General features: G+C 32.4%; 10 protein-coding genes. 6 read left to right on the top strand and 4 right to left on the bottom strand.

Features of this window, described 5'->3' with window-relative positions:
• Nucleotides 1–25: 25 nt before the first annotated feature.
• Nucleotides 26–811, top strand: coding sequence for a phage tail-like protein (locus VKY41_RS04500; RefSeq protein WP_500813243.1), 786 nt, complete (start codon nt 26–28; stop codon nt 809–811).
• Between the two features lie 160 nt (nt 812–971).
• Here VKY41_RS04500 and VKY41_RS04495 read toward each other — a convergent pair whose 3' ends face one another.
• Entirely contained in the window at nt 972–2,171 is a 1,200-nt protein-coding gene (locus VKY41_RS04495) for an aminotransferase class I/II-fold pyridoxal phosphate-dependent enzyme (RefSeq protein ID WP_500813242.1), read from the bottom strand.
• A gap of 167 nt (nt 2,172–2,338) precedes the next feature.
• Between VKY41_RS04495 and VKY41_RS04490 the strand changes: the two genes are divergently transcribed.
• The 3 genes from VKY41_RS04490 (at nt 2,339) to lpdA (ending at nt 5,261) form a co-directional block, all read left to right on the top strand.
• Complete coding sequence (locus VKY41_RS04490) at nt 2,339–2,797, top strand: Lrp/AsnC family transcriptional regulator (protein WP_500813241.1); 459 nt, start codon at nt 2,339–2,341, stop codon at nt 2,795–2,797.
• 223 nt (nt 2,798–3,020) lie between these two features.
• Nucleotides 3,021–3,614 carry a response regulator transcription factor gene (locus tag VKY41_RS04485; RefSeq protein ID WP_500813240.1) on the top strand — a complete coding sequence of 198 codons (594 nt, stop codon included), beginning with the start codon at nt 3,021–3,023 and terminating at the stop codon, nt 3,612–3,614.
• A gap of 246 nt (nt 3,615–3,860) precedes the next feature.
• The gene (gene lpdA, locus VKY41_RS04480) at nt 3,861–5,261 is read left to right on the top strand and encodes a dihydrolipoyl dehydrogenase (RefSeq protein ID WP_500813239.1); all 1,401 of its coding nucleotides are present in this window, start codon (nt 3,861–3,863) and stop codon (nt 5,259–5,261) included.
• Nucleotides 5,262–5,349: 88 nt separating this feature from the next.
• Here the strand turns inward: lpdA and VKY41_RS04475 are convergent, their stop codons facing one another.
• Together VKY41_RS04475 and VKY41_RS04470 are read right to left on the bottom strand one after the other, a co-directional pair.
• The gene (locus VKY41_RS04475; protein ID WP_500813238.1) at nt 5,350–5,550 is read right to left on the bottom strand and encodes a hypothetical protein; all 201 of its coding nucleotides are present in this window, start codon (nt 5,548–5,550) and stop codon (nt 5,350–5,352) included.
• A gap of 453 nt (nt 5,551–6,003) precedes the next feature.
• Nucleotides 6,004–7,179: a dicarboxylate/amino acid:cation symporter gene (locus VKY41_RS04470; protein ID WP_500813237.1), complete on the bottom strand. Its 1,176-nt coding sequence runs from the start codon at nt 7,177–7,179 to the stop codon at nt 6,004–6,006.
• A gap of 401 nt (nt 7,180–7,580) precedes the next feature.
• Between VKY41_RS04470 and VKY41_RS04465 the strand changes: the two genes are divergently transcribed.
• Together VKY41_RS04465 and VKY41_RS04460 are read left to right on the top strand one after the other, a co-directional pair.
• Nucleotides 7,581–9,179 (top strand): sensor histidine kinase, encoded by a 1,599-nt coding sequence (locus VKY41_RS04465; RefSeq protein WP_500813236.1) that lies wholly within the window; start codon nt 7,581–7,583, stop codon nt 9,177–9,179.
• 267 nt (nt 9,180–9,446) lie between these two features.
• Nucleotides 9,447–10,334 (top strand): arsenite methyltransferase, encoded by an 888-nt coding sequence (locus VKY41_RS04460; RefSeq protein WP_500813235.1) that lies wholly within the window; start codon nt 9,447–9,449, stop codon nt 10,332–10,334.
• A 90-nt stretch (nt 10,335–10,424) separates the two neighbouring features.
• Here VKY41_RS04460 and VKY41_RS04455 read toward each other — a convergent pair whose 3' ends face one another.
• Complete coding sequence (locus VKY41_RS04455) at nt 10,425–11,780, bottom strand: DEAD/DEAH box helicase (protein ID WP_500813234.1); 1,356 nt, start codon at nt 11,778–11,780, stop codon at nt 10,425–10,427.
• Nucleotides 11,781–11,810 lie beyond the last annotated feature (30 nt).

The raw sequence follows: 11,810 nt of genomic DNA, 5'->3' as shown, positions 1-11,810 counted from the left end.
CTTTAGTAGTATAATTTTATAAATCATGAACTTCCATAAAAATATCATTCTATTAAGTTTGTTTTTTGTCTTCTTTTTTAAAGTTTCGGCACAAGTAGGTATTGGTACTACTAATCCGGATCCATCTTCTGTTTTAGATGTAGAAAGCACTAGTGCGGGAGTTTTAATACCAAGAGTCGCATTGAACTCTATAAATGATGTTACAACAATAGTAAGCCCTGCGACAAGTTTATTAGTTTATAATACAAATACAACTATAGGTGTAAGTTCTGTAACTCCCGGTTTTTATTATTGGGATGGTAGTCAATGGAGTAGATTTAAAGAATACAGCGATAAGGTATATGGTGAAATATTTGATAATAGTGGTAAAGGCTTAGCTAGAAACTTAAGACAGGATATGAATACTACTATACCCATAAGGTTTAATGGTTTAGGGGAAATGGAAGGTGTTATTCCTGTTCCTGATAGTGCGGCACCACCAACTTTTAATGGTTTTGAAATTGTTACATCTGGAATTTATAGAGTAACTTATTCTTTGTCGATTGATATGTTTAAAGCCAGCGAACCTGCCCCTAATCCAGTAACTTTAGGTTTTTATTTATCTACTGGTACAAATACAACAGGGATTATACCAGGTTCTTATAGTCATACTCGGGTAACTCATCTAGGAAATAGTTCTTGCAGCATGACTAAGATAATTCATTTAAATGCTGGGAACATTATAAGGTTATATACGGACAGTACTCTAACAGTTGTTTATGTTATACCAAGTTCAGCAACTATGAACATCGAACTAATCGAAGCTGACTAGATTATAGTATAGCAAATTTTAGAAGGTATTAATAATAGGTATTAGGTAGTTTCGTTTAAAAATAAGTTTTTAATAGAACACCACTCAGTTCATCTTCGAAAATAAACAAAAAAAAGAGCCTATTACCGGCTCTCTTTTTTGTTAAATATATTTTTGAAATTTAAAGAATATTCAATTCCTTCATGCATCCGTGCATCATATTATACGTGCGTTCAATATCAGCATCCAATCCAATTGAAAAGCGAATCAAGCCATCACTTAGGCCCATTTCTTTTTGTTCGTCTTCTGGAATTTCAGATGAAGTAGAACTTCCTGGAGCAGAGAATAAGGTTTTATAAAATCCTAAACTAACTGCTAAATAACCTAAGTTTTTCTCTTGCATTAATTCCATTAAGGCGTTGGCTTTTTCCAAAGAACCTACATCTACAGTTAGCATTCCTCCAAAACCATATTTTTCATTCATCATGGATTTGAATAACTCATGAGAAGGATGTGAAGCCAATCCAGGATAAACAGTTTTTAATCCGAGTGCTTCAAATTTTTCAGCCAAATAACTTGCATTTAAGCTGTGTTGTTGCATTCTAATATGTAGCGTTCTTAGATTTTTTAAAATAGAAGCTGCTCTTAAGCTATCCATAGTTGCTCCTAAAAGCATACAAGCGCCATCATTTACATTGCGTAAATCGTTTATGAATTCTTGAGTTCCACAAACAACACCTCCAACCGTATCGCTAGAGCCATTAATAAATTTAGTTAAACTATGGATTACAATATCAGCTCCTAATTGGCTAGGTGAAATGGATAAAGGAGAGAAAGTGTTGTCTACAACCAACTTTAAATTATGCTTTTTAGCAATCTTAGCAAGACCAGAAATATCAGCCACCTCTAGTAAAGGGTTACTAACAGACTCGCAATAAAGGACCTTAGTATTAGGGGTTATGGCAGCTTCAACCACATCTAGTTTAGTTATATCCACAAAACTTGTTGCAATGTTCAATCTAGGAGCAAAATTCTTTAGGAAGGCGTAAGTTCCACCATAAATTGTTCTACTAGAAACCACATGATCTCCAGCGCCACAAAGTTGCATAATTACCGGGGTAATAGCGCCCATCCCAGATGCAGTAACATTAGCAGTTTCGGTACCTTCCATGGCAGCTAAAGCTTCACCTAAATATAGGTTGGACGGAGTAGAGTGACGAGAATATAGGTAACAACCATCAGCATTACCTTCAAAAGTATCGAACATAGTTTTTGCCGATAAAAAAGTGTAAGTAGATGAGTCTGAAATAGAAGGGTTTACACCTCCAAATTCTCCAAAATATTGTAAATCTTGTATGTTGTTTGCTGGTTTGAAAGCCATATATATAAATATTTTTAAGTTAAAAGTGATGTAAATGTCGAGTTATTTAGAGAAATAATCAATGGCAGGGCTTGTTGTTAGATTATAAATCTATAAATATGTATGTTTGTAGAATAAAAAATATGTTTTACTGAGTTTTATAGGGTAGAACTGAAAAATTTTCAAAAATGAGTTTCGATGCCATAGATAAAAAGCTACTAACATACCTGCAAGCAGATTGTAAGCAAACAAATAAAGAACTTTCAAATAAACTTAATTTGTCAGTAACAGCTGTTTACGAACGTATTAAAAAATTAGAAAATCAAGGTGTTATTTCAAACTACGTCGCCCTAGTTAAAAAAGAGAAAGTTGAAAAGAGTTTTGTGGCCTTTTGCCACATCAAGCTTATACAGCATACGCAGGATTACGTTGTTAAATTTGAAAAGGAAGTAGCTAATTTAGTAGAAGTTATGGAGTGTTACCATATCAGTGGTGATTATGATTATCTGCTTAAAGTAATTGTAGAGGATATGGAGGCCTTCCGGGAATTTATGGTAAACAAGTTAACATCCATAAATCATATTGGTAGTACACATAGTATGTTTGTTATTAATGAAGTAAAACATGGTACTGCTATTAATATTTAATGATATTCCATACTGACTTTTTAAATTTTTGTGTTAAATTTAATGCATGCAGTTAAAAAACGTCGACAAAATTTATAATGATATTTTCAAATCTTATGATAGTCCTATACTTACGCATCACATAAAAAAGTTTTTAGAATTGGATGTGTACTTACCCTATAGTTCTACATTTTTTTGTATTACTAACACACAAAACCTGACTTTTGAGTTTATTAGTAAAAACATGAATTCTTGTATAGGATTTAATAAGGACACAATGTTGAATAAGGGGATGCGCTATTTTTGGAGTAGAATACATCCTGAAGATATCGAATTGTGGCTAAAAACTTTAAATGAATTGATGGTTTATACTTTAGAGGATATTCCTATAGAACAAAGACATCGTATGAACTACACATGGAATTATAGACTTAAAAACTCCAAAGGGGTATATGTCAATATTGTTCAAAATACCTCTCCCATAGAACTCGATTCAGATAAAAAACCCATTATAGGTTTAGCACATTATACAGTTTTAGATTCAAAAATTAAGATGTCAATTACTGGAACGGCAAAACTTTTAAACGAAAACAATACGTACGAAACCAAGTATTTCAATAATTTCTCTCAAAAACAACTAACGGGAGGATTAAGTAATCGTGAACGAGATGTTATCAGACTCTTAGCTATTAAAAATTCTAGTAAAGAAATTGCAGAACTTTTAAGTATAAGTCCAAATACAGTAGATACACATAGAAGAAACATCCTTAAAAAATTAAATATTTCTTCAACAGGCGAACTGGTAGGAATGCTTAAAATAAACAGAAATTTGATTTAATTTTTTTTAAAAATTACTCAATTTGAGTATTGTTTAAAATATATAAAATTACGATATTTGTTGTGCTATTAATTAGTTCTTAGGGAGAATTAACTATAAACTGGGGCGGCCTAATATAATTGTTAGAGTTGTCCTTGTTTTGTTTTAGAGCAAATTGCCTAATTAAGAACTTACTTTTTTATTGCCTTCCCGCAAAACATTTGTACTTTTGTACACGTTTTAACAAAACTCGATAAAAATACTTATATGAATTCATACGATGTGGCCATTATTGGCTCTGGTCCTGGAGGTTATGTAGCAGCAATACGTTGCGCTCAACTAGGAATGAAAACTGCTATTATAGAAAAATATCCAACTCTTGGAGGAACTTGCTTAAATGTAGGGTGTATTCCAAGTAAAGCGCTTTTAGATTCGTCGCATCACTATGAAGATGCAATCAAACATTTTGAAGAACATGGAATTGATATTCCAGGCGAAATTAAGGTTAATTTAAAGCAAATGATTGCGCGTAAACAGGCGGTTGTAGAAACAACTTCTGGTGGTATTAATTTCTTAATGAATAAGAATAAAGTTGATGTTTATCAGGGAGTGGGAAGTTTTAAAGATGCAACTCATATTACCATTAAAGGAGAAGAAACTATAGAAATTGAAGCAAAGAACACGATAATTGCTACAGGATCCAAACCTTCAAGCCTACCTTTTATCAACATTGATAAAGAAAGAATTATAACTTCAACTGAAGCCTTAAAACTAACTGAAATACCAAAACACTTAATTGTAATTGGTGGAGGAGTAATTGGGTTGGAGCTTGGACAAGTTTACAAACGTCTAGGAGCCGAAGTTTCTGTTATTGAATATATGGACAGAATAATTCCAACTATGGATGCTGGTTTGTCTAAGGAATTAAACAAAGTCTTAAAGAAGCAAAAATTCAAAATCAATACCTCTCATAAAGTAAAGTCTGTAGAAAGAGTAGGAGACGAAGTGATTGTGAAAGCCGATAATAAAAAAGGTGAAGAAGTAGAATTTAGAGGTGATTACTGTTTAGTATCAGTTGGACGTCGTCCTTATACTGATGGTTTAAACGCCGAGGCTGCTGGAGTTAAATTAAACGACAGAGGTCAAGTGGAAGTAAACGAACATTTACAAACTTCAGCAAGTAACATTTATGCCATAGGGGATGTTATTAAAGGGGCCATGTTAGCTCATAAAGCTGAAGAGGAAGGAACTTTTGTTGCAGAAACAATAGCTGGACAAAAACCACATATCGATTATAACTTAATTCCAGGTGTGGTTTACACATGGCCAGAAGTTGCTTCAGTGGGGAAAACCGAAGAGCAACTTAAAGAAGGAGGAGTTGAATATAAAACTGGTCAATTTCCTATGCGTGCTTTAGGTAGAAGTAGAGCAAGTATGGATTTAGACGGATTTGTAAAAGTTCTTGCAGATAAAACTACAGACGAAATTTTAGGCGTGCACATGGTGGGAGCTCGTGCTGCTGATATGATTGCCGAAGCTGTAGTTGCTATGGAGTTTAGAGCTTCAGCTGAAGATATCTCTAGAATGTCACATGCACATCCAACTTTTACAGAAGCGCTTAAAGAAGCGGCTTTAGCTGCAACTGACGATAGAGCCTTACATATATAATAGTAAGCAATATATTGAGACATAATAGAAGTGTCTCCTTAAAAAAAAGCAACCAATTTGGTTGCTTTTTTTTATAAGTTAAATTCAACTATTTTTTACCACCAAGATAACCTAATACTAATGCAGCTAGACCCAAACCTATGGTAATATAAGAGTCTGTGTTGTCTTGTGCTTCAATACTTAATTCTCCTACACTAACTGATGCTTCTGGCGCAATTAAGGTATAGATACCATATACTAAAAGTACGACACCCACTATCATTAAAATTCGCTTTACTGATTGATTCATAATTTTTTGATTTATAATTTCCATTAATATAGGAATAATTTTCGCTATAAATTTAAACGCTTCTAAATATCCTGCTTTCGAAGTTAAATAGTGGCTAGAAATTAAAATTCAGGTTGGTGTTTAAATAGGGCTATTTTGCACAAATATTGAAGGAGTTTCTACTTGATAAATTAAGAAATATTAGTGATATTCGCGATTTATATAGTAAGTGTATATTATCAATTTTTTAAGCTGCCAAATTGATTCAAAGCTAGACTTGTTTATAGTAATAAGTTATTGTTAGGAAGGTTTTGAAGCACATGTAGTTAAGTAAATCCCTCTTCATTTCTGAAGGGGGATTTTTTGCTTCATCAAAGAATTGCACTGAATAAACCGTGTAATTTTACCTCTTAGAGTTTAGTATAAATTAGTACTTTCTTATTGTTATCAAAAAAGAAAAACATCCAATTTAATTTAAGCTATCAATTTCTCTTTTGTAATTTTATTTACAACTAAAGATATGGCGCCATCACCAGTAACATTACAAGCGGTTCCAAAACTATCCATAGCAATATACAGGGCTATCATTAACCCAATCATTTCTTCATTAAATCCTAACATAGATTGTAAAACACCTACTGCAGCCATAATAGCACCGCCAGGAACTCCAGGTGCAGCAACCATAGCTATTCCTAACATGAAAATGAATCCCGCAAAAAGAGTGAAACTAAACGGTAGTCCATGTAAAATCATTAATGCCATGGCACAAGCAGTTATTTTCATGATACTTCCGGAAAGATGAATAGTGGCACATAGTGGAATAACAAAACCAGCAATTTTTTCTGACACGCCATTTTTTAAAGTTTGTTCTAAAGTTACAGGAATTGTAGCTGCGGATGATTGTGTTCCTAAGGCTGTAAAATAAGCAGGCATCATAGTAACCAATAACTTTAAGGGATTTTTCTTTGTAAGGACTCCTGCAATGGTGTATTCTAGTAGAAGAAGTAAAATGTGTAAAGCAAAAATAACTCCTATAATACTTATAAAAACTTTTAGAATTGAGAATACTTGACCACTATAGGCCATACTTGAAAAAATGCCTAATATAAAAAGTGGTAAAAGCGGTACAATAACCTTTTCAATTAATTGCATAATTATTTTTTCAAAATCTTTTACAACCAGTTTTAAATTAGATTTCTCTTGAAAGGATAATCCTAAACCAATTACAAAAGCAAAAACCAAGGCCGACATAACATCTAATAAGGCTGGAATCGTAATACTAAAGTAAGGGGTTAGCTCTTGACCTGCATCGGCAATTTGAGCTACATCGTTTACATGAGATTCTAATAATTGTGGAAATATGTTGGAAACTGTAAAATAGGTCATAAATCCAGAGAACAAAGTGGATCCATAAGCAATGGCAGTTGTAACTAATAATAATTTTCCTGCACCTTTTCCAAGGTCCGAAATGGCAGGCATTATTAATCCCATAATTATTAATGGAATGGAGAAGTTTAAAAACTGGCCAAAAAACGCATTAAAAGTTGTAAAGATCCGGTTGAAGGATTCGGGCAAATAGAGCCCAAAAACAATTCCTAATACGATGGCTATAAATACTTTAAATAATAAATTGTTAAATAAACGCTTCATGTTATATGGTAACTGTTATTACGGCTTAAACCGATTTATTTTAAGACTGTTTTTAAATCCGTAAATATACCTCCATTGTAGTGAAGGAGCGGTATGGAGTTTTGTTTTTTTTCTAAATTAACATTTTGCTTAAAAGTTTGACAGCTTGCATAAGGTGCTTTAGTGAAAACCTATTTTGCAAGGTTTTTGTTTCAATTAATTCAAGAATGAAAGTACCAACTATTTTTTTACACTAGTTTGTTTAAATACTGTAACTAGTAAAAAATCCTAATGGTATTTTCATGGTTTAGAACAACTACATTCTAGTTGTTTTTTGAGATAATAAAATAATAACCAACTGAAAATTACGTTATATTTGTTCGGCTATTAAAATCTCAAATCAACATATCTTTTTTTATTTAATGAAAATTAGTAAACGACTATTACTCATTATTGTTATTCTAATTATAGGTGGAGTAATCCTACAGAAGTTAATTTCCTCCTACCAAGAATTAGAGCAAAAAAAATTTGAAGATAAATTACATAAAACACATTCAGACGCGATAATAAGAGCTCGGGCAGGTATTGATGTTTATGCTTCAATTGTTGCATCACTTAAAAGTTACACTAAGAACGCATCTTCATTTCCGGAAGAGGTGGAATTACAAACCTATTTAAACGATATCTTAAACGAGATTAGTTTTAAGGACTCCATTGTTGTTAGTTATAGTGATAAGAATCATGTTTTTAAGTACGTAATTGCGCAAAATTCTATTGATCCAACTGGAATAAAAGGGATTTCAGCAAAAGAGTTATTGGATGAAAGTAAAATAAGGAAGTTTGAAGAGTTAATGAAAACGGATTCCATCCGTTTATTAGATCCAATTAATGTAAGGGAAGGATGGGTTGGCTTTCCTTTTAGTTTTTCAGTTATGGATAATCAGAATAATATCTTAGGATATATTACACCTATACTTCATGTAAAGTACTTATTAGACTATTTTTATGAAGGAGATATTGAAAATGAGTTTGTACATAAATTTATAGTTAATGATTCTTTTGATTTAACCCGGGAGGTGGTTTATAATGACACTCCAAGCTATAATAAAAATGTGGATTCAGAATATTATAAAAACTTTAATATACCAAATGATGAATTTATATACTCTGATATTAATGTTTTTGGGTTAAACCTTAAAGTTGGAAGCGCTTATAAAGTCAAACCAAAAACTTCAAACACCATAGTGCTATTTGGGTATCTGTGGTATATTCTTATTTCGTTAGCTTTAGTAATTATCTTTTATCAGTTTATGGATAATATTGTTCTGAATAAACGGTTGAAGCGAGCAAATTCTTTAATTAGATCTAAAAACAATGATTTAAAAAAGAGTTTGGTTAAAATCGAAACACTGATACAAGAAATACACCACAGGATAAAAAATAACATGCAAATGATTTCTGGTGTATTAACATTACAACAAGATGAAAGTGATAATGAGGAAGTTCATTCAGCCTTGGAAGAGAGTATTTCACGTATTCATTCAATGGCTTTAGTGCACGAAAAACTTTATAATAGTGCTTCACTTAAAGAAATTAAAACTAAAGAATATACAGAGCAACTCGTAGAATTTGTTGAAAAAACTATAGGTGTAAAGAATTTGAAAGTAAAAAAGAGGATTAACATAGACGAGAACTTAATTTTTGATGCTGATACCACATCAAACCTAGGTTTAATTATGAATGAATTAATCACAAATTCTTATAAACACGCATTTAAAAACGATAAAGAAAACTCCCTAGAATTATCTATTTTAAAAGAAGATGATCACTACACCTTAGTGTATTCTGATAGTGGTTTAGGTTTTCCAGAAGATTATAATTTTGAGGAATCTAAATCTTTAGGAGTACACCTTATTTTAATTTTAGCCGATCAGCTAAATGGTGAGATGAGTTATTCAAACAACGCTAAAAGTGTTTTTAAAGTGCATTTTAAACCTAGTGAGATTAGTTTTTCTAGTTAAGCTTATAAATTTAGAGATAAAGTAGTTGTGATGGCTGTTTTTAGTTATATAAATTTGGTTTTTCGTTCTATAGAGTTAATATTAATTTTTCCGGCATTCTTTTTAAACCTTTTTATTATCTAAGTCATCATATCCATTACCTATGTTAATTTTTACAAAAATATCTTTACCGTTTTCCTGATTAATCGTAATATTGCAATGAAGGAAATTGAGTTTCTTTCAGGCAAACTTCAAAAACAGAAACTTTAATCACTACAAATAAAAAAAATGAGTAAGGAACAAGAGTTAAAAAATATTGTAAAAGAACGCTACGCTAAAATAGCAGAACAAGGAAAAGAATTAAATGCAGCTTCTTGTTGTGGAGCAACAACCCCAACGAATAAAGTCTATAATATAATGATGGACGATTATTCAGAAACTTCCGGCTATGTAGCAGAGGCTGACTTAGGCTTAGGTTGTGGACTTCCAACGCAGTTTGCACAAATAAAAAAGGGAGATACGGTTATCGATTTGGGCTCTGGTGCAGGAAATGATTGTTTTGTTGCAAGGCATGAAACAGGTAGCGAAGGCAAAGTAATTGGAATAGATTTCACTCCAATTATGATTCAAAAAGCACGTATGAATGCTGAAAAACTAGGTTTCAACAATGTTGAATTTAGAGAAGGTGATATTGACAATATGCCAGTAAGCAATGATGTGGCAGATGTAGTTGTAAGCAACTGTGTGTTAAATTTGGTACCTAATAAAGAGAAAGTTATTTCAGAAATCCATCGTGTACTAAAACCAGGTGGACATTTTAGCATTTCAGATATTGTTTTGGTTGGAGAGTTACCTATGGCTTTAAAGGAAGATGCTGAAATGTATGCTGGTTGTGTGGCAGGAGCTATTCAAAAAGATGCCTATTTAAAACTAATAGAGGATAAAAACTTTAAGAACATCCAAGTCCAAAAGGAAAAAACTATTAATATTCCAAATGATATCCTTAGCAAATATCTTTCATCGGAAGAAATAAATTCTTTCAATAAAGGTGCAACAGGTATTTATAGTATAACTGTTTATGCAGAAAAGGAAGGAACAAAACAAGAGAAACCTAAACTTAAGTTTTCAGAACTTGGAACTTCAAATTCTTGCAATCCAGAAAGTGGTTGTTGCTAGAATAACAAAACCTCTATAATTACGAAATTAAACGATATAGAAAATCCCTTTTCATTGCCGAAAAGGGATTTTTGTTTTATATAATATTAACTATTTCTTTTTATTTCGTTTGTTGTAGTTTTTGTCACCACGAGTCTTAGGTTTCTTGTATTTCTGAGCAATTTTAAATTTATACGAACCACCTAGATTTTCTTTTTTGTTTTTCTCCGATTTTTCATGGAACGCCTTTCCTACCTCTTCACCTTTTCTAAGTCGCAAAGGATTGTTTCTTTCTTTCACAACCTCGCGTTCTTCTTCAATTAATTCCGTGGAAATAACAACCTCCTCAGGAATTTCTTGTAAAGGAATTTCCATTTGCATTAGGTTTTCAATGTTTTTAAGAGCTTCTTGTTCTTTTTCAGTAGAAAAAACTAAAGCTTTCCCTTCACGCTCTGCACGACCAGTCCTACCAATTCTATGCATATAGTTTTCTGGAAAGTCAGGCGTATCAAAGTTAATAACATGGGATACGTTATCAATATCTAAACCGCGAGCCATAACATCGGTAGCAACTAAAATTCTATTAAAACCCTCTCTAAATTGTTCAATGCTTCGCAATCTATAATTTTGTGTTTTGTTGGAGTGAATGACACATAATTCGTCATGAAAAGTACCATCTAATGCATCAAATAATCGATCCGCCATTTTTTTATTTCCAACAAAAATCAACACTTTGTTAAACTCATCCGAATCTTTTAATAAGTGCTTTAATAGATTTAGTTTGGTATAAAAGTTCGGGACGCTGTATTTTGTTTGAGCAATATTTTCTAATGGTGTTCCTGAAACAGCAATAGATACGCGTTCTGGAGCAATAAAGAAATCGTAAATTAAATCGTCCACATCTTGCGTCATTGTGGCCGAAAACATAATGTTTTGTCTACGTTCAGGAAGAATATCGAAAATGTTTAATAGCTGATGTCTAAAACCTAAATCTAGCATAACATCCACTTCATCAATAACTACTTTCTGAATAGATTTTAGTTGTAAGACTCTACTTACGGCCAAATCGTATAAACGTCCAGGAGTTGCCACAATAATATCTAAGCCTTGGGCAACGGCTTCTTTTTGAGTATTGATATTCACACCTCCATAAACTCCCAAAACACGGATGTTAATGTATTTAGCAAGTTTTTCTATTTCATCTACCACTTGTACAACCAATTCACGTGTAGGAACCAATACCAAAACTCTTGGGTTTTCCTGTTTAGAAAACTTTAAGTTTCTTAAAATAGGTAACATATAAGCGAAGGTTTTACCTGTTCCGGTTTGTGCAATTCCAACAACATCTTTTCCCGAAGCAACCACATTAAAGGCTTGTTCTTGAATTGGTGTAGGTTGGGTAAAGCCTAAATCGTCTAAGGCGTTGTATAATGGCGTGTTTAAATTTAAATCTTGAAATGTACTCATGAGTGTTTTTAATATGCTGCAAAGATAGAT

Origin of the sequence: Xanthomarina sp., assembly GCF_035306605.1 — a bacterium.
In the GTDB taxonomy this organism is placed as follows: domain Bacteria; phylum Bacteroidota; class Bacteroidia; order Flavobacteriales; family Flavobacteriaceae; genus Xanthomarina.
This window is presented reverse-complemented; position numbering and strand designations above follow the sequence as displayed.